The 23,561-nt window shown below is 43.4% G+C and carries 24 protein-coding genes and 1 other annotated feature; of the genes, 5 read left to right on the top strand and 19 right to left on the bottom strand.

The window, feature by feature from the left end:
- From nadB to sspI, 4 genes are all read left to right on the top strand, one after another.
- Positions 1–1,593, top strand: a complete 1,593-nt coding sequence (gene nadB, locus FKZ59_RS08865) for an L-aspartate oxidase (protein WP_141602402.1) — start codon at positions 1–3, stop codon at positions 1,591–1,593.
- On the top strand, positions 1,547–2,395 hold the full coding sequence (gene nadC, locus FKZ59_RS08860; RefSeq protein ID WP_141602401.1) for a carboxylating nicotinate-nucleotide diphosphorylase: 849 nt from the start codon (positions 1,547–1,549) through the stop codon (positions 2,393–2,395). Before nadB ends, nadC begins: the two co-directional genes overlap by 47 nt.
- Entirely contained in the window at positions 2,392–3,495 is a 1,104-nt protein-coding gene (gene nadA / locus FKZ59_RS08855; protein WP_141602400.1) for a quinolinate synthase NadA, read from the top strand. Before nadC ends, nadA begins: the two co-directional genes overlap by 4 nt.
- An 85-nt stretch (positions 3,496–3,580) precedes the next feature.
- A complete protein-coding gene (gene sspI, locus FKZ59_RS08850) occupies positions 3,581–3,790 on the top strand; it encodes a small acid-soluble spore protein SspI (protein ID WP_141602399.1) in 210 nt (69 codons plus the stop codon).
- Positions 3,791–3,822: 32 nt separating this feature from the next.
- On the opposite strand, the gene FKZ59_RS08845 is transcribed toward sspI, so the two are convergent.
- The 4 genes from FKZ59_RS08845 to FKZ59_RS08830 form a co-directional block, all read right to left on the bottom strand.
- A complete protein-coding gene (locus tag FKZ59_RS08845; RefSeq protein ID WP_141602398.1) occupies positions 3,823–4,242 on the bottom strand; it encodes a MarR family winged helix-turn-helix transcriptional regulator in 420 nt (139 codons plus the stop codon).
- Positions 4,243–4,643: 401 nt separating this feature from the next.
- On the bottom strand, positions 4,644–5,609 hold the full coding sequence (gene argF, locus FKZ59_RS08840; RefSeq protein WP_141602474.1) for an ornithine carbamoyltransferase: 966 nt from the start codon (positions 5,607–5,609) through the stop codon (positions 4,644–4,646).
- A 266-nt stretch (positions 5,610–5,875) separates the two neighbouring features.
- Positions 5,876–6,979 carry a M42 family metallopeptidase gene (locus FKZ59_RS08835; RefSeq protein ID WP_141602397.1) on the bottom strand — a complete coding sequence of 368 codons (1,104 nt, stop codon included), beginning with the start codon at positions 6,977–6,979 and terminating at the stop codon, positions 5,876–5,878.
- On the bottom strand, positions 6,969–7,451 hold the full coding sequence (locus FKZ59_RS08830) for a dUTP diphosphatase (protein ID WP_141602396.1): 483 nt from the start codon (positions 7,449–7,451) through the stop codon (positions 6,969–6,971). Before FKZ59_RS08830 ends, FKZ59_RS08835 begins: the two co-directional genes overlap by 11 nt.
- Positions 7,452–7,544: 93 nt before the next feature.
- Here FKZ59_RS08830 and FKZ59_RS08825 point away from each other — a divergent pair, with 93 nt between their 5' ends.
- The gene (locus FKZ59_RS08825) at positions 7,545–7,937 is read left to right on the top strand and encodes a sigma-w pathway protein ysdB (RefSeq protein WP_141602395.1); all 393 of its coding nucleotides are present in this window, start codon (positions 7,545–7,547) and stop codon (positions 7,935–7,937) included.
- A 112-nt stretch (positions 7,938–8,049) separates the two neighbouring features.
- Here FKZ59_RS08825 and FKZ59_RS08820 read toward each other — a convergent pair whose 3' ends face one another.
- The 15 genes from FKZ59_RS08820 to hflK form a co-directional block, all read right to left on the bottom strand.
- The gene (locus FKZ59_RS08820) at positions 8,050–8,310 is read right to left on the bottom strand and encodes a DUF1294 domain-containing protein (protein WP_141602394.1); all 261 of its coding nucleotides are present in this window, start codon (positions 8,308–8,310) and stop codon (positions 8,050–8,052) included.
- An 88-nt stretch (positions 8,311–8,398) separates the two neighbouring features.
- Positions 8,399–8,758 carry a 50S ribosomal protein L20 gene (rplT, locus tag FKZ59_RS08815; protein ID WP_141602393.1) on the bottom strand — a complete coding sequence of 120 codons (360 nt, stop codon included), beginning with the start codon at positions 8,756–8,758 and terminating at the stop codon, positions 8,399–8,401.
- A 49-nt stretch (positions 8,759–8,807) separates the two neighbouring features.
- Positions 8,808–9,008: a 50S ribosomal protein L35 gene (rpmI, locus tag FKZ59_RS08810; protein WP_141602392.1), complete on the bottom strand. Its 201-nt coding sequence runs from the start codon at positions 9,006–9,008 to the stop codon at positions 8,808–8,810.
- A 31-nt stretch (positions 9,009–9,039) separates the two neighbouring features.
- The gene (infC, locus tag FKZ59_RS08805) at positions 9,040–9,543 is read right to left on the bottom strand and encodes a translation initiation factor IF-3 (RefSeq protein ID WP_141602391.1); all 504 of its coding nucleotides are present in this window, start codon (positions 9,541–9,543) and stop codon (positions 9,040–9,042) included.
- A gap of 90 nt (positions 9,544–9,633) precedes the next feature.
- Positions 9,634–9,780: a sequence feature (ribosomal protein L20 leader region), on the bottom strand.
- Positions 9,781–9,962: 182 nt separating this feature from the next.
- Positions 9,963–11,894: a threonine--tRNA ligase gene (gene thrS / locus FKZ59_RS08800; RefSeq protein WP_141602390.1), complete on the bottom strand. Its 1,932-nt coding sequence runs from the start codon at positions 11,892–11,894 to the stop codon at positions 9,963–9,965.
- Between the two features lie 388 nt (positions 11,895–12,282).
- A complete protein-coding gene (dnaI, locus tag FKZ59_RS08795; protein WP_281279209.1) occupies positions 12,283–13,209 on the bottom strand; it encodes a primosomal protein DnaI in 927 nt (308 codons plus the stop codon).
- 19 nt (positions 13,210–13,228) lie between these two features.
- Positions 13,229–14,599 (bottom strand): replication initiation and membrane attachment family protein, encoded by a 1,371-nt coding sequence (locus tag FKZ59_RS08790; protein WP_141602388.1) that lies wholly within the window; start codon positions 14,597–14,599, stop codon positions 13,229–13,231.
- Positions 14,600–14,616: 17 nt separating this feature from the next.
- Positions 14,617–15,081: a transcriptional regulator NrdR gene (nrdR, locus tag FKZ59_RS08785; protein WP_141602387.1), complete on the bottom strand. Its 465-nt coding sequence runs from the start codon at positions 15,079–15,081 to the stop codon at positions 14,617–14,619.
- 247 nt (positions 15,082–15,328) lie between these two features.
- Complete coding sequence (locus FKZ59_RS08780) at positions 15,329–16,348, bottom strand: glyceraldehyde-3-phosphate dehydrogenase (RefSeq protein WP_141602386.1); 1,020 nt, start codon at positions 16,346–16,348, stop codon at positions 15,329–15,331.
- 233 nt (positions 16,349–16,581) lie between these two features.
- The gene (coaE, locus tag FKZ59_RS08775; protein ID WP_141602385.1) at positions 16,582–17,175 is read right to left on the bottom strand and encodes a dephospho-CoA kinase; all 594 of its coding nucleotides are present in this window, start codon (positions 17,173–17,175) and stop codon (positions 16,582–16,584) included.
- A 14-nt stretch (positions 17,176–17,189) separates the two neighbouring features.
- Entirely contained in the window at positions 17,190–18,062 is an 873-nt protein-coding gene (gene mutM, locus FKZ59_RS08770) for a bifunctional DNA-formamidopyrimidine glycosylase/DNA-(apurinic or apyrimidinic site) lyase (RefSeq protein WP_141602384.1), read from the bottom strand.
- A 12-nt stretch (positions 18,063–18,074) separates the two neighbouring features.
- Entirely contained in the window at positions 18,075–20,702 is a 2,628-nt protein-coding gene (gene polA / locus FKZ59_RS08765; protein ID WP_141602383.1) for a DNA polymerase I, read from the bottom strand.
- Positions 20,703–20,817: 115 nt separating this feature from the next.
- Entirely contained in the window at positions 20,818–21,246 is a 429-nt protein-coding gene (locus FKZ59_RS08760; RefSeq protein ID WP_141602382.1) for a DNA polymerase I, read from the bottom strand.
- A 209-nt stretch (positions 21,247–21,455) separates the two neighbouring features.
- The gene (hflC, locus tag FKZ59_RS08755; RefSeq protein ID WP_141602381.1) at positions 21,456–22,490 is read right to left on the bottom strand and encodes a protease modulator HflC; all 1,035 of its coding nucleotides are present in this window, start codon (positions 22,488–22,490) and stop codon (positions 21,456–21,458) included.
- Positions 22,487–23,461, bottom strand: a complete 975-nt coding sequence (gene hflK, locus FKZ59_RS08750; RefSeq protein WP_181733240.1) for an FtsH protease activity modulator HflK — start codon at positions 23,459–23,461, stop codon at positions 22,487–22,489. Before hflK ends, hflC begins: the two co-directional genes overlap by 4 nt.
- Positions 23,462–23,561: the final 100 nt, after the last annotated feature.

Here is a 23,561-nt window from a genome sequence, read left to right as displayed (position 1 = left end):
ATGGTGATCAAAACAGACATCGTCATTCTCGGGAGCGGCGCGGGCGCTCTGCAGACAGCAAGAATTCTTGCAGAAAAATATCAAGTGCATATCATCACAAAAAGCGATGTAACAAACGGAAGCTCCTATAAAGCGCAAGGCGGCATCGCGGCGGTGACCGGCAAAGAAGACGGCACAAGTTTACACATGCAAGACACGCTCCATGCAGGCGTTTTTCACCATGATGAGGAAAACGTAAAAAAACTGGTGGAAGAAGGAAGGAATACAATCCAACAATTAATCGGACAACATTTTCCGGTGGACCGCGCTCCCGATGGTTCGATTTCCCTCGGGCTTGAAGGAGCCCACAGCAAACCAAGGATCATCCATTCCGGAGGGGACGCGACCGGGCGTCATCTAGTAAACTATTTGCTGGATTCATTGCCTAAACGCGTAAAAATCCATGATCATGAATTGGCCTATCAACTTCTGATCAATGAAAATGGCGAATGCATCGGGGTGAAAACAAAATCCCGCGAAGGGAATGCAACCTATCTCGCTTCTTATGTCATCGTTGCGACCGGCGGCGCGGGAGCACTGTATGAATACACTTCCAACTGCCCCGATAGTTTCGGTGACGGTATCGCTCTTGCATATCTTGCGGGAGCAGAAATTACCGATATGGAATTTGTCCAATTCCATCCGAGCTTGATCTACGTGGACGGCAAGACCCATGGGCTTGTCTCCGAAGCGGTCCGGGGAGCCGGCGGTCTCTTTGCCGATGAAGAGGGAAACCGGATCATGAAAGGGGTCCATCCTCTGGAAGATTTGGCTCCGCGGCATATTACCGCCTACGAAATATATAAACATCGCGCCAAAGGACATGAAGTTTATATCGATATTTCCAAAATAAAAGACTTTGAAGATAAGTTTCCAACGATTACAAGCATTTGCAAAGAGCATGGAATCGATTTATCAAAAAAACGGATTCCGATCGCTCCCGGAAGCCATTTCCTCATGGGGGGCATCATCAGCGACGCATATGGACGGACAAGCATCCCAAGACTCTTTGCCGTCGGGGAAACCGCCTGTACAGGCGTACATGGCGCAAATCGCCTTGCCAGCAATTCACTGCTCGAGTGCGTGACGTTTGGAAAATTGATGGCCGAACACCTGCTTCAATACGGAAGCAGTCAAAAAAACTTTACAATCCGTGAAGCCGGCCATAAATCCTCAAAACTTCCACCGTTAATGCCGCCATGTCTTTTGCAAAAAGAAATGTTTGCAAAAGCCGGCATTGTCAGAGAGAAAGAAGGACTGGCCGAATTACTGAAAAAATTGCCAACGTACGAAGATGTTTCAAACCTTGATTTAGATGCATTAGACAGGGAAACAATCGAACAACTATTTATGCATATCACGGCATCATTAATTGTACATGGGGCACTCTTGCGCGAAGAATCCCGCGGCTCCCATATCCGTAAGGACTTTCCATCCACAGTGGATGAATGGCAACATAAATGGATTATTTTTAAACAAGGAAAACATGATGTGAGGGACGGACTTTATGAACAAAATCAAATTGCAAGAAATGCTGAAACAGTTCTTCAATGAAGACATCGGTGATGGCGACCTGTCCAGCGAAACGATTTTTTCGCCCAAAGAACAGGGCTCCTTTACTTTCTATGCAAAAGAAGACGGCATCTTTTGCGGTGCCGATATTATCGAAACCGGCTTTCGATTGCTCGATCCGGCGCTGGAAGTCACTTTGCTGAAAGATGACGGGGAAGAACTCCGCAAAGGGGACAAAATCGCCGTCATAGAAGGTTCATTGCGGAGCCTTTTGAGCGGTGAACGGGTCATTTTAAACTTGATTCAGCGGATGAGCGGCATCGCGACAAATGCAAGGCGAGCGGTGGAGTTGACGGAAGGGACAAGAGCAAAAATTTGCGATACCCGAAAAACGATGCCGGGCCTCCGAATGCTCGACAAATACGCGGTCAGAACGGGCGGGGCATACAATCACCGCAGCGGTTTATATGATTGCATCATGTTAAAGGACAATCATATCGCATTTGCCGGAAGCATTTCAAAAGCCGTCCAATTGGCCAAATACAAAATTGGCCATACGGTGAAAGTCGAAGTGGAAATCGAGACGAAGGAACAATTATTGGAGGCCATTGAAGCCGGTGCGGATATCATTATGTTTGATAATCGCACTCCGGAAGAAATCAAGGAATGGCTGCCGCTCGTCCCGGAACATATTGCGACGGAAGCTTCCGGGGGCATCACATTGGAAAATTTGCGCAGCTACGCTGAATCGGGCGTTGAATGGATTTCTCTCGGCTCGCTCACCCATTCGGTCAAAGCTTTGGACATTAGTGCATTAGTCAAAAGAAAGGACGTTGAAGTATGACATCAATTTGCAATCTCCCGACATTTGGAATGTTGCCAGAAAAATATCGGCACATGTCCAGGGAAGAAATGGAAAATCGTGTTCGCGAAATAAAGGAGCAGCTAGGCAGTGAATTGTTTATACCTGCCCATCATTATCAAAAAGATGAAGTCTTCCAATTTGCCGATGCAACCGGTGACTCATTGCAGCTTGCCCAGGCGGCCGCCCAAAACAGGGAAGCGAAACATATCGTCTTTTGCGGCGTGCACTTCATGGCCGAAACGGCTGACATGTTGACAGCCGATGACCAGATTGTGTACTTGCCCGATCTTCGGGCCGGCTGCTCCATGGCGGATATGGCAAACATTTATCAAACGGAAGAAGCATGGGAAAAACTGATTTCCATTTTTGGAGATACCATCATTCCTTTGACGTATGTCAACTCTACAGCCGCCATTAAGGCATTCACCGGACGAAATGGCGGCGCCTGTGTCACTTCTTCCAATGCCAAAAAAATGATGCAATGGGCATTCACACAAAAAGAGCGGATTTTCTTCATACCGGATCAACATTTAGGAAGAAATACCGCTTATGATTTGGGAATCCCATTGGAACAAATGGCATTGTGGAATCCGATCGCAGGCGAATTAAAATATGATGGAGATGCAGAGGACATTAAAATCATTTTATGGGACGGCTATTGCTCCGTCCACCAAGGATTTACGATCGAAAATGTCCGTGAAGTGCGGGAAAAATACCTTGAAATGAACATCATTGTACATCCCGAATGTTCATTTGAAGTGGTTCAGGCAAGCGACTATCACGGTTCCACAAAATATATTGTTGAAACGCTCAAAAAGGCGCCGGCAGGTTCCAGCTGGGCAATCGGAACAGAAATGAACCTTGTAAAACGGATTATTGCCGAACATCCCGACAAGCATATTATCTGTCTCAACGACAATATGTGCCCTTGCTTGACGATGAACCGGATCGATTTGCCTCATCTTGTCTGGGCACTTGAAATCATTGTGAATGGCGAAGAAGGAAACGTGATTAAAGTGGATCCCGAAACTACAAAAGACGCTTTATTGGCACTGGACCGCATGCTTCAATTGGCTTAGCGAACGTCAGACAAAAGCTTTAAATCAAAAAAAGCGCATAATCTCCTTCGAGTGGAACAAACTACTACTCGAGGAGGCGAATGGTATGGACTTTCAAATTAGACATGCAGTTACAGAGAATGTAAAAGGGGATGGTCCGGAACAATTTCGGGAAACCATTCAGGACGCCATTTCCCGCGGAGATGAACATCTGCTACCAGGACTTGGCGTATTATTGGAAAAATGGTGGCAAAACACGAGTGAAGAAGAACACTCCAAATTTACGGAAGCCTTGGCAAAGGCATTTCAACATTAAAGGGCTTGGAGAAGCATCTCCAAGCCCTTTTGCTATATTCCCCAGTCCATCTTTAATATTTCTTTTAACCTTTTTAATTTTTCTTCACCGATTTGTTCGGCAATCATATTTTCCAATTCTTTTTTTAGCGCGACATGTTTTTCATAACACGCTTCTCCCAATCCGGTCAGTTCGATGTATTTATCCCTCAGATTCGCCTTTTTGGTGATCACCAGTTGTTTTTCTTCCAATTGTTTAATGAATTTATGGGTTGCCTGTCTTGAAAATTCCACTTGTTTTGCGATATGGGAAATCAGCTGTTTATTTTTTTTGTAAGCCTTTTCCAATATCGAAAATTCCGAATTGGTGATGTGAACATCGCTGATATCCTGCCATTTCTCTTCTTTAATTTTTTTTAATAACAAGGATTTTCCGCTTAGTAAATCGATTAATAAATCCCCAAAGCTTCTCACCCCCGGCCGCCATTATGATTCGTTCTCAATTCCATCATAACGGAACCATTTTCTTTCGTCATTATGCCTTGTACAATTAACATTATACCTTCCGGATTCAATTTCTTTATGGGTTTGTTCACACTAAAAAAAGACAATCCAGCGCCTCCCGGATTGTCTTGATATAGTAGCGATGTGTTTCAACCCACCCTGAAAACCACATCGTATAGCAAACCATTTCAACTTCAAGTGTTTTCTGCCCCCCTGCCGCTTCCGGGCAGAACGCTTTAGTTTTCTTTTCTTACCTAAATTAAGAAAGCAAGGATAGTAAAACTGCTTTTTGAGCATGCAGTCTATTCTCTGCTTGCCCCTGACGCTCCGCTTTCGGGGCAGAGCACATTAGTTTTCTTTTCTTACCTAAATTAAGAAAGCAAGGATAGTAAAACTGCTTTTTGAGCATGCAGTCTATTCTCTGCTTGCTCGAAGACGTATGAATTCGGACCGTCGATAACGGATGTTGCCACTTCTTCTTCCCGATGGGCAGGCAAGCAATGCAGGAACATGAAGTCCGGTTTTGCATGAGCCACAAGTTCATCATTGATTTGATAACCTTGGAAATCTTTCAATCGCTGTGCAGCTTCCTCTTCTTGGCCCATGCTAGTCCATACATCTGTATACACGACATCTGCATCTTTTACGGCTTCAACCGGATCATTTGTAATTGTAATGGTGCTGCCGTTTTTCTCGGCAATTGCCTGCGCTCTCTTTACAATCTGTTCATTTGGCTCATAGCCTTTTGGCGTAGCAACCGCAATATCCATTCCTACATGGGCAGCTGCAACTACCAATGAGTGGGCAACGTTATTCCCGTCTCCGACATATGCAGTTTTTAATCCTTTGAATGTTCCTTTATTTTCAACGATCGTCTCAAGATCGGCCAAAGCCTGGCATGGATGATAGAGGTCTGTTAATCCGTTAATGACCGGAATCGTTGCATACTCCGCCAATTCCTCCACCATTTTGTGGGAGTTGGCGCGGATCATAATCCCATCCAAATAGCCTGATAATACCAAACCTGTATCGGAAATTGGTTCTCCGCGTCCAAGCTGCATATCCCGCGCATGAAGGAATATGGCTTTCCCTCCCAACTGATGCATTCCCACTTCAAAGGAAATGCGCGTACGGGTTGAGTTTTTCTCGAAAATCATTCCGAGGATTTTTCCTTCCAACAACTTTGGACATCTGCCGTTTTTCGTGATTTTTTTCATTTTTGATGCAAGGCTGATCAGCTCTTGCACTTCTTCACTTGTATAATCAAGCAGCGTAAGCAAATCTTTGCCCTTCAGACTGGAAACGGGCTGTAGCTGCACTTCCTCCAACAATTTCATCAATCAAGTTCCGCTCCTTTATCGTTAGATGTCTTCATTATACAATTGCATATTTATAAAATCAAGTGCATTTTTATTATTTTTTTATTTTTATTCAATTAAAGAAATATTCAAACAATAAGAATAAAAATACAATTATATTCATACTGTATCAAGAAAAACACTCATAAATATTCGTATTCTTTGCGGCAAAAAATGGACAGTTTATGCATAAATCTTTTCTTTATTGTGCCAAAAAACAAAAAAGAGAGAAAATATGAATCCTCTCATTCAAACTTGATTTTATTCACGGCATCCCAGTCAAGCCGTTTTACCACTTCCACCATCAATCTGACCGTGTTTTCAAAATCGTCGCGGTGCAAGATGGACGCATGGGAGTGTATATAACGAGTGGCAACGCCAATGGAAAGGGTCGGCACTCCGCTGCCTGTCAAATGGATGGATCCGGCATCCGTTCCTCCTCCCGGCATTGCTTCAAATTGATATGGGATGTTGTTCTCTTCCGCCACTTCGATGACGAAATCCCGCAACCCTTTATGGGAAACCATCGAAGCATCATAGATAATGATTTGCGGCCCTGCCCCCAATTTTGACATCGCTTCTTTTGAAGTGATTCCCGGCGTATCCCCGGCAACCCCCACATCCACTGCAAAACCGATGTCCGGCTGTATTTTGAAAGTGGATGTTTTGGCGCCGCGCAAGCCCACTTCTTCCTGCACATTGCCTACTCCATATACAATGTTTGGATGTTTTTCGTTTTTCAAGCGCTTCAACACTTCGATGGCAATGGCGCAGCCGATCCGGTTGTCCCAGGCTTTTGCAAGGAGCATTTTTTCGTTTTTCATCACATTGAATTCAAAATACGGCGTAATCATATCCCCTGGGCGTATTCCCCAGCTTTCCGCTTCCTCTTTTGATGTCGCGCCCACATCAATGAACATGTCTTTGATTTCAACCGTTTTCTTTCTTTGTTCCTGCGGCAAAATATGCGGCGGTTTTGAACCGATGACGCCGATGATTTCTTCCCCTGAACGGGTTGTGATCGTCACCCGTTGCGAAAGCATGACATGGGCCCACCAGCCGCCGACTGTTTGGAATTTAATAAATCCTTTGTCATCAATTTGTGTCACCATGAACCCGACTTCATCCAAATGGCCGGCCATCATAATTTTTGGGCCCTTTTCATCGCCGCGCTTTACCGCAATCAAACTTCCCAAATTATCATACTCAATGTTGTCCGCAAAAGGCTCGATATACTTTTTCATGACCGCTCTCGGCGCTTTTTCGTTGCCGGCTATGCCGTTTGCGTCCGTCAAATCTTTCAGCATTTGCAAAGTTTCATCCATTTTTTCTTCCTCCTTAGTAACCATTGCGTTGCCGCTCATAATTTTTTTCATTTTTCGCAATATATGCCTTTATAATATCCTCCAATGTAAAACCCAAATTATAGGCGAGCACTCCGTAATATTGCCAAACTTTCAGATAATGCTCCTCGGTTGGATGATGAATAAAGGTCAAAATAGCCTCCTGGGTTTTTAAAAACCATGTCGTCAAATCTTCCTTCCGCTTCACTTCCGGCCATGCATGAAGCCGGTAGCCTTTTTCATTTCCCAATGAAAGCAGAAAATGAATGGAATCCACAAATTCCTCCAATAACACTTCCCGTTCGGAAGGACCTTTCGTGCTCCAATATTTAAAACAGCGGGTTTCATTCGCCAACTCCGCCAGCTCAATCGTCAACGCCAATCCTTTTTCCAAAAACACATCCCGGTTGACTTGCTGATTTTTTTGTATGAATGAATCGAGTTGTGCTTGCATGTCGAACAGTTCGATAAATTCCATAGATGCCATCCCTCATTTTCCATAAAAAATGAAACTTATTTTCTATCTTAATCGTATAGGATATAATACCTTTTATACAAGGGGGAACTTTTTATGGCTCTTCTTCTGCGTATTATTATCATACTCGTCATTATCTATTTGTTTTATAAAGCTTTCCGTTACTTGACGGATCCTAAACGCAAATTGGATGAAGCCCATGAAAAGGGACAATATTATTTTTATGATGATGTCAAAAACGTGCGAAAAAATTTCTTCATTACGTATAAAGGGGCCATGTTCGAAGGTGAAAAATATTTAGGGACAACGGATGACGCCTTTGAAGTGGTTTCCATTTTCGTCTGGGTCCATGATCCGGCAAAGCTCCAAGGATTGACGAAAGAAGATTTTAAATTTTTGGAGAAGGAAATTTTAATGAATTATCCGAAAGCGAAAATCAATTGGAAAAATCCCATTGAACAATTGATGAAGGAGGACAAAGAAAAATAGTCAGCCGTGCAGATCGGCTCTGCATGCTTGAAAAGCTCCCCAACTTCCAGCGGGTTATGTTCTATTGCAGGACATGACCCGCTTGAACTTGAGGATAAAGCGCTGTCGGCGTTCAGAAATAGAAGAAGAAGCAAATTTGTGCGATGGCAAGCAATGGCAGTCCCAAAGCAAAGATGGCATGTTTGGTTTTATGCCGGAACAAGACCATTGCGATCAGCCCCCCCCCGCAAGCTCCTCCCAAGATTGCCGACATCAGCAGCGCCTTTTCGGAAATGCGCCACTTCTTTCTTTTCGCCCTCGATTTATCAATTCCCATCAATGCAAAACAAATCGCGGAAATACTGATAAAGTAAATAACGATCATTTCTTTCATCCGGGCTTCTCCTTGAATGAAAAAGGCTGATAGGATTTCCCTACCAGCCTCTGAAATTGTTTCCGTTCATTCATGAATCAATCAATTGTTATTTCGCAATCGCTTTTTTCGCTTCTTCGGCAAGTTGCGCGAAAGCTTTTGCATCGTTTACTGCCAAATCAGCCAACATTTTGCGGTTTACTTCGATTCCCGCTTGTTTTAAGCCGTACATTAAGCGGTTGTAAGAAAGGCCGTTTTGGCGTGCAGCCGCATTGATGCGCGTGATCCACAATTTGCGGAAATCGCGTTTTCTTTGACGGCGGTCACGATATGCATAAAGACCGGATTTCATTACCGCCTGGTTTGCTGTTCTATATAAAGTATGTCTTGAACCGAAATAACCTTTTGCTAATTTCAACACTTTTTTACGACGCTTGCGCGCTACATTTCCACCTTTTACGCGTGGCATAGTAAATTACCTCCTGCTATTCTTTCGAAAATTTTATCAAACGTTCCGATTATTTTTTGTATGCTAGTAAAGATTTAATGCGTTTATAGTCGCCTGCAGTCATTACTTTTGCTTTGCGCAATTGACGTTTTTGTTTCGTTGTTTTGCTTGCAGCTAAGTGGCTGCCGTAAGCACGGTCAAATTTGAATTTACCTGTAGCTGTTCTTTTGAAACGCTTAGCTGCGCCACGATGAGTTTTCATTTTTGGCATAGTATTTCCTCCTAAACCTTATTTCGTAATCTTATTTTTCCGTTTTTGGGGCAAGGATTAAAAACATGCTGCGGCCTTCCAACTTCGGCTTTTGTTCCACCGTAGCATATTCAGCACATTCTTCGGCAAAACGGTCCAACACCCGTTGTCCAATGTCTGTATGCGTAATCGCGCGTCCTTTGAAACGCAAAGTACATTTTACTTTATCCCCTTTTTGAAGGAATTTGATTGCGTTTCGAAGTTTTGTTTGGAAGTCATGTTCGTCAATCGTCGGACTTAAACGAACTTCTTTCATATGGATGACTTTTTGATTTTTGCGGATTTCACGCTCTTTCTTTTGCTGCTCAAACTTAAACTTGCCGTAGTCCATGATCCGGGCAACAGGCGGCTTCGCTTGAGGGGCTACAAGAACAAGGTCCAAGTTTACGCGAGCAGCCATTTCCAAAGCTTCATTGCGGGATAAAATTCCGATTTGTTCACCGTTCTGATCAATGACACGAAGTTCACGTGCACGTATCCCTTCGTTTACGTACAACTCTTTGCTAATAAAAATCCACCTCCAAGGTTATGTCGCGAATACACAGTTTGAAAATCCCCGGTTGAAATGTTGCTGTTGTTCTGTTATGTCCACAAAAAAAGACGGACATTTCAGAAGATGTCCGCCCGCCGAAAAATACGCAAAAAAAGCGTATTCACTTTTCACATTTTCCAAACCTGTCAACAGCCCCAATGCGTCGAACAGGTGAGAAGCGGGCAGCCTCTGCTTTCAACCATTAGCTTGTATTCTTAACCTTTGTTATCGTAACATTCATAGTATCGGATGTCAAGTTTTTTTATTCTTTACATAAAATATGAGCGCGTCAGAAAAGAATAAACCATTGCTTCCATCGGACATTTTCAAAGGAGGCGCAGGGAAGGCCCTTGGTCTGAAGGGCATCCCTGCCTGATGGATTTTTACACTCGTGCATCCTTTTTGATTTCTTCAAGGAATTGATCAAATGGCACTATTTTGGAATCTTTTGAACCGTAACGGCGAACATTCACCGCATTCGCTTCCACTTCTTTATCGCCCAATACCAACATGTATGGAATTTTCTTGATTTGGGCTTCACGGATCTTATAGCCCAATTTTTCTTCCCGCAAATCCAATTCAACGCGGATGCCTGCTTTGCGAAGCTCTTCTTCCACTTTTTTCGCGTAATCAAAATGCACTTCGTTGGATACCGGAATCACAACCACTTGGACAGGGGCTAGCCAAGTCGGGAAGGCTCCTTTGTACTCTTCGATCAAAAAGGCAACGAAGCGTTCCATTGTGGATACGACACCGCGGTGGATGACAACCGGGCGATGTTTTTCCCCATCTTCACCGATGTATGTTAGATCGAAACGTTCAGGAAGCAAGAAGTCCAACTGCACAGTCGATAATGTTTCTTCTTTGCCGATGGCCGTTTTCACTTGCACGTCAAGTTTCGGACCATAGAATGCCGCTTCGCCTTCCGCTTCAAAATATTCAAGGCCGAGATCATCCATTGCTTCTTTTAACATGCTTTGGGCGCGTTCCCACATTTCATCATCATCATAATATTTTTCTTTATCCTGAGGATCGCGGTACGATAAACGGAATCGATAATCCGTGATATTGAAGTCTTTATATACTTCAAGTATCAAGTTTAATACCCGTTTGAACTCGTCTTTGATCTGGTCCGGACGAACAAAGATGTGGGCGTCATTTAAAGTCATTCCGCGCACACGCTGCAATCCGGACAATCCGCCGGATGCTTCATAGCGGTGCATCATGCCAAGTTCGGCGATCCGGATCGGCAATTCGCGGTAAGAATGCATGCCGCTTTTATACACCATCATATGATGAGGGCAGTTCATCGGGCGGAGAACCAATGTTTCATTGTCCATTTCCATCGGCGGGAACATGTCTTCGGAATAGTGCTCCCAATGGCCGGATGTTTCATATAAACGTTTGGAACCAAGCACAGGTGTGTAAACATGCTTATAACCCAGGCTGAGCTCCTTATCAACAATATAGCGTTCGATGATGCGGCGGATTGTCGCTCCATTTGGAAGCCAGATTGGCAAGCCTTGGCCCACTGTCGGTGATAAAGTAAAAAGTTCCAATTCTTTTCCAAGTTTCCGATGGTCGCGTTCTCTCGCTTCCTCAAGCATTTTCAAGTGGTTTTGCAGATCTTCTTTAGTAAAGAACGCTGTGCCGTAAATGCGCTGAAGCATTTTGTTGTTGGCATCGCCCCGCCAATAAGCTCCTGCCAACGAAAGCAATTTGAACTCTTTTAATTTGCCAGTGGACGGAACATGGACCCCGCGGCAAAGATCGAAAAATTCACCTTGGTAGTAGATGGAAATCGGTTCGCCTTCCGGAATCGCATCCAATAATTCCAATTTATATTCATCACCGATTTCTTCGTAAATGCGGCGTGCTTCTTCCCTCGTCACTTCTTTGCGCACAATTTCAAGGTTTTCGGAGATGATTTTTTTCATCTCTTTCTCAATTTTCGGAAGATCATCAGCCGTAATTGGTGTTGGTGAGTCGATATCGTAGTAGAATCCGCCTTCAATGACCGGACCAACCCCCAATTTTGCACCAGGAAACAACCGTTTCACCGCCTGGGCTGTCAAATGGGCAGTGGAATGTCGGAGTATCTCAAGGGCATCTTCATGGTCAGGGGTTACAATTTCAATGGCGCCATCTTGGTCAATCGGCGTTTTTAAATCTATTAATTTTCCGTTGATTTTTCCAGCAAGCGCTTTTTTTCTCAGTCCAGGGCTGATGGAGGCTGCCACGTCTTCCGTCGTTGCACCTTTAGGATACTCCCTTACAGCTCCATCAGGGAATGTCAATTGAATCACTTCAGCCATAATCATTCTCCTTTACTCTATTTTATTTGGCATGTCTTCTTATTCATAATCCTCCAATCCAGGAGGCCAATCTAAAATAAAAAACGTCATCCCAATAAAGGGACGACGCGCTCGCTCGTGGTTCCACCCTTCTTCCTTCCGAAAACAACGTTTCAGACGAAGCTCTGGGCCGGTGTAACGTACCGATGTCCGTTGGCGGATTTTACCCCGCCAAAGCTCCGAGGTAGTAAAGTGTTGCGTCGTACTAGGAAACTTCCAGCCTAGGTTTCCCTCTCTATCAGCCGTCTCACAAACTTCGTATCCTCTTCACCGCTTCTGAAATATATCACTACAATTGAAAGTATACGCCGAGAATTTGAGAAATGCAACCATGGAAATAATCTTTCGCCTATCTTCTGCGGTTTTTGCCGGTCATGCGGATCGGAACGGTCACCGCTTTGATCCGCTCCATAATTCTCGCAGCTTTTACTACCTCCACATCACCACGGGAGTTCTGCGCCAAATGATGTTCCAAACCGTCGTAGTCAAAATTGGATGTGATAAAAGTCGGCAGCTGCTCGCTCATCCGGTAATGCAAAATCGGGCCTAAAATTTCATCCCTTGTCCAGCTGGTGAGTGTCTCCGCACCGATATCATCGAGCATTAAAACCGGAGCCTGCTTCACATAGTCGATTTTTTCCTGCAGCGTCTGATCGTGGATGGAATTTTTTAATTCCCGCAAAAATTCCGGAACAAACACAAGCACGGAAGCGACTTTCAGAGTTGCCAGTTCATTGGCGATCGCCCCTAAAACAAAGGATTTCCCGACGCCAAATTCTCCATACAGATAAAATCCTTTTTTCGGCAGTTCCCCCGTATTTTTGTAATGGGCGATAAAGTCGGCGGCATAATTGGCAATTTCCACACGGGACGTATCATCAATATATAAATCTTTTAAAGTGGCGGATAACACGTCTTTCGGCATATGCATGCTCGAAATCATCGATTCGATTTCTCTACGCTCATCCTCTATCATTTTTTGCTTGCAGCGCTCATATTCCACATCGATGGAATTATGGGCAATGCATAATTTGGGTATAAATCCTTTTAAATAATTGGTGCATTGCTCCGTTGATCCGCAATTGCAGCATTCGCTGGATTGGCTGATGTACTCATACAGCTTCGGCAAACTCCGCTCCACCATGTCTTTGTTGACGACATCATCATGTTCCGCCAAAAACTTTTGGACGTCCGGATGCTCTAAAATTTGATTCCGAATGGCATTGTATCGTTCTTCGAAGGACGGTATTTGAAATTTTTCCAATGCTTTTTTGATCGATTCGATTGTCGTTCACCTACCCGTCTAAAACACCAAGTTTTTGCAAAATTTTTCTTCGTTCTTCCTCGAAATTGATTTCTTTTGAAGGGCCATTATCTTTCTCAGGTTCGGGTTCATTTCGTTTATAGAACCAGTCCGGCACTTTTTCTTCCCGGATAATTTTGTGCGAAGGCTTTTTATAGCCTGCAGCGGATGATTTCTTGGCTTCGTTTTCAAGTTTCCATTTCATATATTGGTCACGTTCGGTACGGGCGAGTTCCATTGCTTCTTTCGCCGTCCGAACATTTTTTCGCATCCAGTGGTCCGCAATCCGTTCCACATATTTGCGGGGCAGTTTCATATCTGTCGTCAGCATGACATATTCCAGCAGGACATTGACAACACCGACAGGCATTCCATGCTTCAAAATCAAATCTTCAGCCAGCTCGACGGAAGACGGCACCGGTTCCTTTCCGTTGTTTATATCCCGCAACACTTGAATCGGCGGTGTCGTTTCAAGATAATGGATCAGCTCCTCTTCTTTAGTTGCCGGCTGATGCCGGTTTTCTTCCTGTTGATCCGTTTCGAATGTTTTTTCAAATGTCGGCACTTCTTTTGAAACGGTCAATTTATAGTAATCCGCTGCCGCTTTCTTTAAACGTTCCAGCGATATGCGCATTTCATCGTCAATGGCCAATATCACAATTTTTTGCATATCCAGCGGGGATAGCTGATAAAGAAAGGCGAGCTTCGCAATCCATTCTTTCACTTCAAGGGTAAATACCCTGGAAGGAATCAATTGCTCCGACAGCCCGGCTTGCAATAAATCAAAATCAAATTGTTCGTAATAAAACGGGTAATTCCGTTTATTGGTTTCCACGTGATGCTCGATGAATTCTTGAGGAACATTTGTGTGGACGGGTTTATAGACATCCATGAACGTTCGGGATACTTCCCGGTACGATTCTTTATCGAAACGATTGATGAACCGTTTGCGCAGCTTGCGGTAAGCGTGTTCGCCAATTTTGCTGAATAAAAACATCGATAGAAGCGGATCCTGAAAAAAGGTTTCCGCATCGAGTGGACGCACCAGCTCATAGAGAAAAGAACGGTTTTCCCCGTCATCTTTCCGATACGATCTTAGTAGTCCAATCGCCTCCAAAGAAATGCGCGCCTGAAAAACTTTTCCGATCGGCATATCCAGCACGTTCATTAAATAGTAATGGGTCAAAGGCTCTTTTTGGGGATCTTCCCCTTCCGCCCATAAAGTCAGATACAAGCTGATCGGTTCCGGGCCTGTGAGAGGCTGATAAAACAACGTCAACAGCTGCCGGTCATGGGAAGATAAATGAGGGAGGATGATGTCAAAATGATCCTTGGGTTGCAGCTCTTTATACAAATGAACCATTATTGCTCCCCCTATCGCTACTTTTTAGATTGCCGGTTCAATAATTCGGTCAATTCTTCCATAAATACATTAATGTCTTTAAACTGGCGGTAGACGGAAGCGAAACGTACATAAGCCACTTCATCAATTTTTGCCAGCTCATCCATTACCATTTCCCCGACATCCACCGAGCGCACTTCCGAATTTCCTATTCTTCTTAATTCTTTTTCAATATCATAAACGATTTGTTCAAGTTGTTCTAACGGAACAGGGCGTTTTTCGCAAGCGCGAATCAGCCCTCTCAACACTTTTTCCCGGCTAAATTCTTCCCTTGAACCATCTTTTTTGACAACAATCAATGGCGTTTCCTCCACTTTTTCAAAAGTGGTGAAACGGTATCCGCATGATTCGCATTCACGCCGTCTGCGAATCTCTTTATTATCATCAACAGGTCTCGAATCAATCACACGTGTTCCATTATGATGACAACTTGGACATCTCATAAAAATTTCTCCCTGCCTAGTTTCTTATTGAATATTATATCAAAACACATCAAATGTATCACTTTTCCCATATGTACAATCTTGATAACAAATTCATAAGTTGTTATTTTAATATATTTGCAAGAAAAAATCGAGGATCCGATAAAAAAATTTTCATGATTTATTCGAAGGGAACGGTTCCGCTTTGAAAATAAAAAGTGTAGACAAAGCCCGATGGACTCCGTCTACACGAACCAGGAACGGATCATTATGCAGTTACGGCTTCAAGCGCTTTTACCACTTTTTTTGTCAAATCGATTACGCGTGCCGAATAGCCCCATTCATTATCGTACCATGCCATTACTTTCACTTTTCTAGTTCCCATAACCATTGTGAGAGGCGCGTCAATAGTGGATGAGTAAGTTGTTGTATTGTAATCAACAGATACAAGAGGTTCTTCGCAGTAATTCAAAATTCCTTTTAATGGGCCTTCGCTTGCTTTTTTGAAAGCTTCATTTACTTGTTCAGCCGTTACATCCTGTTTAAGATCGACCACCAAATCCACCAAGGAGACGTTTGGCGTTGGCACGCGAAGAGCTAGGCCGTGAATTTTGCCTTGCAGCTCAGGAATGACTTTGCCCAACGCTTTTGCCGCGCCTGTAGTTGTCGGAATGATGCTTTGGCCGCATGCCCGTGCACGGCGCAAATCTTTATGCATGTTATCCAGGTTTTTCTGATCGTTTGTGTATGCGTGAACAGTTGTCATTAAACCGTTTTCGATGCCAAACTCTTCATGAAGCACTTTTACAACTGGAGCCAGGCAGTTTGTCGTACAAGAAGCATTGGAAATGATATCGTGTTTTGACACATCCAATACGTGATCGTTCACTCCAACAACAATCGTTACATCTTCATTTTTTCCTGGAGCTGTCAGGATAACTTTTTTCGCACCGGCTTGCAAATGAAGAGCCGCTTTTTCACGGTCATTAAATTTGCCTGTTGCTTCGATAACAATGTCTACTCCAAGATCTTTCCATGGCAATTTCGCAGGATCGCGTTCGGCAACAAGTTGCACACGCTTGCCGTTCACGATTAATGCATCTTCTTCATATTCAACAGTTCCTTCAAAATGTCCATGGATGGAATCATATTTGACCATGTGTGCCAAAGTTTTTGCAGGGTAGCTTGCATTCACTGCTACTATATTTAAATCATCTTGAACAATTGCTTGTCGGAATACCATACGACCAATTCGACCAAAGCCGTTTATTGCAATCGAAACTGTCATTATATAGCCTCCTATTTTACTTCAATTATGTTTACTATTTCTCAATTAGTATAGCATATTATGAATAATCGTGTACCAACAATTATAAGAATTAAAAAATCATTATTTTCTGAAAAAAAGCCGAAAGTACGGATAATGCTTCCTCATAAATTGAAAAAAACGCATTGGCAACATGGGATGAGACCTATGTTGACGATTTGCCCGCCATGGGATGGAAGAAAAATTTTCTCCGATTAAAGGACTCCCCATTCTTTCAAAATTTTTTCAAGCTGCCGGCGGGTTTCTTCAATGGTGCCGTTATTGTCAATCACCGCATCGGCTCCCTGCACTTTCACCGGCATCGGCAGCTGGGAACGGATGCGCGCTTTTGCTTCTTCCTCGGATAATTGATTTCTTTTCATTAATCTCTCCAATTGCACCTCTTCCGATACGGCCACAACCAAAATTTTATCAACAAAATGCTGCAATTTGCTTTCAAATAATAAGGGGATGTCCATAATGACCGTTTTCTCGCCTTTTGCAAGATATTCATCCCGCTGCCGGAGCATTTCTTTGCGGATGGCCGGATGGATGATGCTGTTTAACAGCTGCCGCTTTTCTTCATCGTTGAAGATGATGGAGCCAAGCTTTTTCCGGTCAAGCTCCCCTGTCTCTGTCAAAACTTCTTTTCCAAAAGCCTCGGCAATTTTATTCAACGTTTCACTGCCGGGTTCCACCACCTGGCGCGCCACCACATCCGCATCAACGATTGGAAATCCGTATTCTTTTAACATCTTGCTTACAGTGCTTTTCCCGCTGGCAATGCTACCCGTTAAACCGATAATCATACATAAACACCTTTCTAATGTTGGCACTTTGGACAATAGACGCTTGTTCTTCCCGCAATTATCATGGATTTTGTTTTCGCGGAACAGTTTGGGCAAACCTTTTTGCCATACATCTTCAGCCTGTGCTGCATTCCGCCTGCTTCCCCATTGATGTTCCGGTAATCGGAAATCGTTGAACCTCCCATTTCGATTCCTTCCGATAACACATTTTTAATGGCTTCAAACAAGTCGATCTTTCTTTTTTTGCTGATTCTTCCCGCTTTTCTCGCTGGATGGACGCCTGCGCGAAAGAGGGCTTCCGTCGCATAAATGTTGCCGCAGCCGGAAATCACTTGTCCATCCATAATGACTTCCTTGATCGGCTTGTTTTTATATTTCGGAAGACCGCATTTTTCCAAAAAATAGTCTAACGCCTGATCATCAAATGGTTCCGGAGCCATCTGAAGAAGCGGCGGATGCTCATCAATGGTTCCAAGCAACCGGAACTCTCCAAATCTCCGTATATCCGAAAAGATGAGAAGCTCTCCTGTTGACAACGAAAACTTTGCATGAATATGATTCCGGAACTTTTCCTCCAGGATTTCATTTTCATGTTGGACGATAAACCAGGCGCCTGTCATGCCTAAATGATTGACCATCAGGAATGTTTCATTATTTTTTTCCAAATCAAAGAAAATGTACTTGGCCCGCCGGCTCAGCTTTTTGACCGTCATGCCGCGCATTTTCCTTTCAAAGTCCGCCGGCTCCATATTTTTCACAATACATTGCTTACCTTGCCGGTGAGCTTCGCAAACGGTTTCCGACAAGGTCGCTTCCAGAATCGATTTCCCTTCTATATTTGGGGCAAGCGCCCGAACAACCCCTTCCACTTCCGGCAATTCAGGCATTATTTCACTTCCTTATTTTGCATCATACCAAGTTTCGCCATAAGCGATATCCACCTTTAATGGTACATCAAGGGCAATGGCATTTTCCATCACTTCCGGCACGATTTCTTTCAACTTTTCAATTTCTTCTTTCGGCGCTTCGAAAATCAATTCGTCATGCACTTGCAACAAAAGTTTCGCTTGCAATCCTTCCTCTTTCAATCTCGCATCGATGTCAATCATCGCTTTTTTAATAATATCCGCTGCGCTTCCCTGGATCGGCGTGTTCATAGCCGTCCGTTCGGCAAAGCTTCTTAAATTGTAGTTTTTGCTCGTAATATCGGGCAAATATCTGCGGCGGTTTAAAATCGTTGTGACATAGCCTTTTAATTTGGCTTCCCGCACGATGTTATCCATATATTCCTTTACGCCCGGGAAGCTTTGGAAGTACTTTTCGATAAATTCGCCGGCTTCTTTTCTTGAAATATCCAGGTTCTGGGACAAGCCATAATCGCTGATTCCATAGATGATGCCGAAGTTCACCGCTTTTGCCGCCCTTCTCATATTCGGAGTCACTTCATCATGGGAAACATGGAACACTTCCATTGCCGTCCGTGTATGAATATCCATTCCTTGTTTGAATGCTTCCACCAGGTTTTTGTCTTTTGACATATGGGCAAGAACCCGCAATTCGATTTGAGAGTAGTCGGCGCTGAACAAAAGCCACCCTTCACGGGAAGGCACAAAGGCTTTCCGGATTTTCCTTCCCTCTTCCAAACGGATCGGGATGTTTTGCAAGTTCGGATCCGTTGAAGATAAACGGCCCGTCGAAGTCAATGCCTGCATAAATCGGGTATGAACTTTGCCGTCTTCCGGATGGACTTCTTTGATCAATCCTTCAATATAAGTGGATTGCAGCTTCGCAAGTGTCCGGTATTCCAAAATCAATTGAACAATTTTGTGGTGGTATCTTAATTTCTCCAAGACATCCGCCGCAGTGGAATAACCGGTTTTCGTTTTCTTGATGACCGGCAGCCCCAGTTTTTCAAACAAAATGACGCCCAATTGCTTCGGTGAATTGAGATTAAATTTCTCTCCGGCCAATTCATAGATTTCTTCCTCCAGCTGCGCAATTTTTTCCTGCAGCTCTTTTCCCATTTCTTCGAGGGTGGAAAGATCCACTTTAATCCCCCGGCTCTCCATCTCGCCCAAAATTACCGCCAATGGCAATTCCAAATCATGGTATAAATCGAACTGTTCATTTTCCTTCAGTTTTTCAGTAACCCGATTTTTGCAGTTCCAAATGGCAAGCACTTTTCTGCAGACATGTTCGGCCAGCGCTTCTTCCTTCGGCAATGCCCATTTTGCTCCTTTTCCATAAACCGATTCATTGGAATAAACATCGGTATAACCGAATTCTTTCGCAAGCGTCGCCACATCGTCGCCGGAAATTGCAGGATTGAGGATATAGGAAGCAAGGAGCAAGTCAAATTCCACGCCTTTCAATTGGATGCCGTGGCGTTTCAAAATGCATTGGGCCGCTTTTAAATCCGACATATATTTTTTCTTTGTTTCATCTTCAAAGTAGGATTTCAGGATTTCGTTCCCTTTGAAGACGTTTACCGGTACAAAGAAAGTCTTTGAACCGTCCGTGAAGCCGAACCCCAGAATGTTGCACGTATGATATTGTTCATTTTCCATTTCTACGTGAACCGCCATTTCATCGCGGAACAGGTCCTCCGAAAGTTCCCGGACAATGTCAAAATGGATGGCGGCCTTTTCTTTTTCTTCGATGTTGAAATCATGCTTTTCAATTAACGATTTAAATTGAAGCTCTTTCCAAATTTCAAGCACCGCTTCCTCATCCGGCCCCGGGTAATCGATATCATCAAGGGTGATTTCAATCGGCGCATTTGTATGAATTGTCGCCAACTGTTTGCTCAACTTCGCCAGTTCTTCGTTCTCGATCAGCTTTTCTTTCATTTTGGACGGCTTCATCTCGCCGATGTGTTCATATAAATTTTCAATCGTTCCATATTCTTTTAATAATTTAATCGCCGTTTTTTCCCCGATGCCCGGAACTCCCGGAATATTGTCGGACGCATCTCCCATAAGTCCCTTCATATCGATGATTTGTTCCGGCGTAAGTCCGTACTTTTCTTTGATATATTCCGGCGTATATTGTTCAATATCCGTCATTCCTTTTCGTGTGACGCAAACCTTGACTTTCTCTGTCGCCAGCTGCGTCAGGTCCTTATCTCCCGAAACAATGACCACATCCATGCCTTTTTCTTCCGCCTGTCTGGCAAGGGTGCCGATGATATCGTCGGCTTCATACATCTCCAATTCGTACCTTGGAATGCGGTAAGCATCGATCAGTTTTTGCAAATATGGAATCTGTTCCGACAATTCCGGAGGCGTTTTCAAACGGCCGCCTTTATAGTCTTCAAAGGATTCATGACGGAACGTCGTTTTTCCGGCGTCAAACGCCACAAGCATTTTTGTCGGCTTTTCTTCCTCCAATATTTTTTGAAGCATGGTCGTAAAACCATAAACGGCATTTGTATGAATGCCGCTGTCATTCGATAAAAGCGGCAATGCAAAAAAAGCCCGATAAGCTAAACTGTTTCCATCCAATAAAAGCACTTTCTCTTTTCCCACTCATTTGCACTCCTTCGGAAATAAATCGTCTTCCATTACTGTTTCACAGTTAGTTCCATTATAAAACACGTATCTGCCGAAAAACGACAAATACGTGTTTTTTTCCAAACTTTATTCATTTTGTACGCGGCTGATTGATTTCTTCCGTATAAAAAATTTCTTCATAAATGACGGTAAGCAGAAAAGCGTTCAAAAAGGAAATGACCAAGTACAATGGCATGCCGCCCAACTCCGCTTCCATCCAGGACCGGAAAAACACTTCGACAATCCCCACCTGTGCAAAATAAAAAATCATTCCGACCCCCACCTGCCAGATGGAACGCTTGTTGCGGCGCTGTTCATAACGGAACACTTTTTTGAAGCTGGTGCGTACATCTTCCGCAATGATGATGGAAAAGGGAAAAACGATGATAAATAATACTGGAATATGTAAAATTTCCAATTTGGACCAAGCATACGGCGTCGAATAAAATAACGCAGTAACACTGCAAGCCATTACGACCGCCAATAAACTGTTCTGGATCCATCGATTTAAGCGGCTCATAAAATCGCCTCAATTCTATCATTATTACTATATAGTAGTATATAATGAGGCTGATAGGCTGATAAAGTTGTAATTATTGCTAATCTATCCATCATTTTTTATTGATTCAAAAAAGAAAGCGGATAGGGAAACATCAACGTTTCCCTATCCTCCATTATCTGATCCTCAATCCGGCACCATCCTTCAAAAATACAAGTCTCTCTTCGTAATTATCGATTTTCGGTATATCCCGACAATAGTTTGGCATAAGGGGAGTCCTGAGGAATAATGATGACCGTATCATCGCCGATTGTTTTCTTGTAGCTTTCCAGAGTGCGGTACAATTCATAAAATTCCGGATCTTTCGAGAAAGCTTCATTATAAATTTTCGCCGCTTCCGCTTCCCCCTCCGCAATGATCAATGCCGCTTCTTTTTTCGCTGTGGAAATCATTTCTTCCACTTGGCGGTCGGTATTGGCTTCAATCCGGTTCTTTTCCGCATCCCCTTCGGATAAATATTTTTGTGCGATGGATTCACGGTCGGAAATCATCCGTTTATAAACAGACTCTTCGTTTTCTTCCGGCAAATCTGTACGGCGGATTCGGACATCCACCACTTCAATTCCGTAATTGTCCTTTTTCAATAATTCATTTACATTTTTTGTGATTTTGTCGGAAAGGCTGCCCCGCCCTGAATTTTCATCGTTGATGATCTCATCATAATTGATTTGCCCAAGTTCTGTCCGCAATACCGAATAAATGAACTCTTCCATCCGCGCTTCGGCATTCACCAAAGATCTTGCGTTTGTAATTAACGCCTTTGGATCGGTTACACGCCATACCGCATAGTTATCAATAATAATCCGCTTTTTATCCAACGTGTTAATTTCTTCCGATGACATATCGTAAATCATTAAATTCTTCGGTAAAGTCGTCACGCTTTGGATAAACGGGATTTTTACATAAAGGCCCGGCTTATCCTGATATTTCACCACTTCGCCAAACTGGCGGACAATTTTAAACTCATTCTCTTTTACAACATAAACGTTTGAAATGAATATAACAATGACTGCGACAATCGCGGTAAGAATGATGGCAGGTTTTATAAATTTCCTCGGTTCCATTGGCGGTTTGGCAGTCCTGATGATTTTTTTATCGTCCGGCCCCTTTTTGTTTACCTTAGCATTTTTCTTTCCTTTATTTTTGTTTCCAAAAAGGTTCCGGAGGAATTTATCTAAGTCTCCGTCATAGTAATTGTTGCTCATTGTTTTTTACCGCTCCCTTCATTACCGCTCTTTTTTCCGTCCTCTCCGGCAGTTTGCTGTGGTTGCAGCGGTAAATATTTCAATGTCTCTCCTTTATCGTTCATGATATAAATTTTTGCCCCTGGAAGCACTTCCTCCAATGTTTCCAAAACGAGGCGCTGACGCGTAACTTGCGGGTTTCTCACATATTCATTGTAAAGTTTATTAAAAACGGCCACATCCCCCTGGGCCTGTTGTATGCGGGCTATTTTTTCGGCTTCCGCGCGGGAAATGATTGCATCCTTTTCCCCTTGGGCCTCGCTGAGTTTTTGGTTTTCATATTTTTTCGCTTCGTTAATTTTCGTGTTTTTCGTTTCCCGCGCATCCGTTACAGCTGTAAAAGCAGCGCGGACTTCCTTGTTCGGCAATTCCACATCCTGCAATTTTACTGCCAAAATCGTCACACCGATATCATATTTTTCCGTCACAGACACCAATAAATCCCTTGTTTGATTCTCGATTTCCGCCCTTCCATCCGTTAACGCTTCATCAATGGTGGAACTGCCGATGATGGAACGGATGGCGCTTGATGTCGCGTGATGCAACAGCTGTTTTGGATCATCCGAATGGAATAAATATTTCACCGGATCGGAAATTTTATATTGAACGACCAAATCGGTGAGCACGATATTTTCATCACCGGTAATCATTTTCGTTTCGCTGTCTTTTGTGATAATCTCCCCGTCTTTTGTCGTTTCATAACCGAACTGCAGACTGTAGGTTTCTTTTGAGAGCACTTCCACCTTTTGAATCGGCCAAGGCAATTTAAAATGCAACCCGGAATCTGTAACCGTTTCTGTCGCCTGTCCAAAGGTGATCACAACCGCCTGTTCCGATTCATCTACGGTATACCAGGTTGTAAAGATGATAATAATGGAAATAATTGAAATAATTGTTAATCCTGAAATAAACAAAGCCCTCTTAACGCTCAATATGTTCTCCCTCTCTTTCTCTGTAAAAGTTAAGTTAATTGATTTACGAAATAGTTACAATGAAAGTTTCAAAGAAAATTTAAAAATTACTAAAAAAACT

The organism is Ureibacillus terrenus, assembly GCF_006569205.1.
GTDB classification, from domain to species: Bacteria; Bacillota; Bacilli; order Bacillales_A; family Planococcaceae; genus Ureibacillus; species Ureibacillus terrenus.
The sequence above is the reverse complement of the archived record's forward strand: the minus strand, read 5'-3'. Positions and strand labels throughout refer to the sequence as shown.

Bases quoted from the DNA above. Each gene is read 5' to 3' on its own strand.
- hflC (WP_141602381.1), bottom strand. From the start codon at position 22,490: ATGAGCAACAATTACTATGACGGAGACTTAGATAAATTCCTCCGGAAC.
- FKZ59_RS08790 (WP_141602388.1), bottom strand. From the start codon at position 14,599: ATGGTTCATTTGTATAAAGAGCTGCAACCCAAGGATCATTTTGACATC.
- nadA (WP_141602400.1), top strand. From the start codon at position 2,392: ATGACATCAATTTGCAATCTCCCGACATTTGGAATGTTGCCAGAAAAA.
- argF (WP_141602474.1), bottom strand. From the start codon at position 5,609: ATGAAATTGTTGGAGGAAGTGCAGCTACAGCCCGTTTCCAGTCTGAAG.
- mutM (WP_141602384.1), bottom strand. From the start codon at position 18,062: ATGCCTGAATTGCCGGAAGTGGAAGGGGTTGTTCGGGCGCTTGCCCCA.
- FKZ59_RS08820 (WP_141602394.1), bottom strand. From the start codon at position 8,310: ATGAAAGAAATGATCGTTATTTACTTTATCAGTATTTCCGCGATTTGT.
- sspI (WP_141602399.1), top strand. From the start codon at position 3,581: ATGGACTTTCAAATTAGACATGCAGTTACAGAGAATGTAAAAGGGGAT.
- rpmI (WP_141602392.1), bottom strand. From the start codon at position 9,008: ATGCCAAAAATGAAAACTCATCGTGGCGCAGCTAAGCGTTTCAAAAGA.
- FKZ59_RS08760 (WP_141602382.1), bottom strand. From the start codon at position 21,246: ATGAGCCGCTTAAATCGATGGATCCAGAACAGTTTATTGGCGGTCGTA.
- rplT (WP_141602393.1), bottom strand. From the start codon at position 8,758: ATGCCACGCGTAAAAGGTGGAAATGTAGCGCGCAAGCGTCGTAAAAAA.
- FKZ59_RS08825 (WP_141602395.1), top strand. From the start codon at position 7,545: ATGGCTCTTCTTCTGCGTATTATTATCATACTCGTCATTATCTATTTG.
- FKZ59_RS08830 (WP_141602396.1), bottom strand. From the start codon at position 7,451: ATGGAATTTATCGAACTGTTCGACATGCAAGCACAACTCGATTCATTC.
- nadB (WP_141602402.1), top strand. From the start codon at position 1: ATGGTGATCAAAACAGACATCGTCATTCTCGGGAGCGGCGCGGGCGCT.
- nrdR (WP_141602387.1), bottom strand. From the start codon at position 15,081: ATGAGATGTCCAAGTTGTCATCATAATGGAACACGTGTGATTGATTCG.
- FKZ59_RS08780 (WP_141602386.1), bottom strand. From the start codon at position 16,348: ATGACAGTTTCGATTGCAATAAACGGCTTTGGTCGAATTGGTCGTATG.
- coaE (WP_141602385.1), bottom strand. From the start codon at position 17,175: ATGATTATCGGTTTAACGGGTAGCATTGCCAGCGGGAAAAGCACTGTA.
- thrS (WP_141602390.1), bottom strand. From the start codon at position 11,894: ATGGCTGAAGTGATTCAATTGACATTCCCTGATGGAGCTGTAAGGGAG.
- FKZ59_RS08835 (WP_141602397.1), bottom strand. From the start codon at position 6,979: ATGGTTACTAAGGAGGAAGAAAAAATGGATGAAACTTTGCAAATGCTG.
- nadC (WP_141602401.1), top strand. From the start codon at position 1,547: ATGAACAAAATCAAATTGCAAGAAATGCTGAAACAGTTCTTCAATGAA.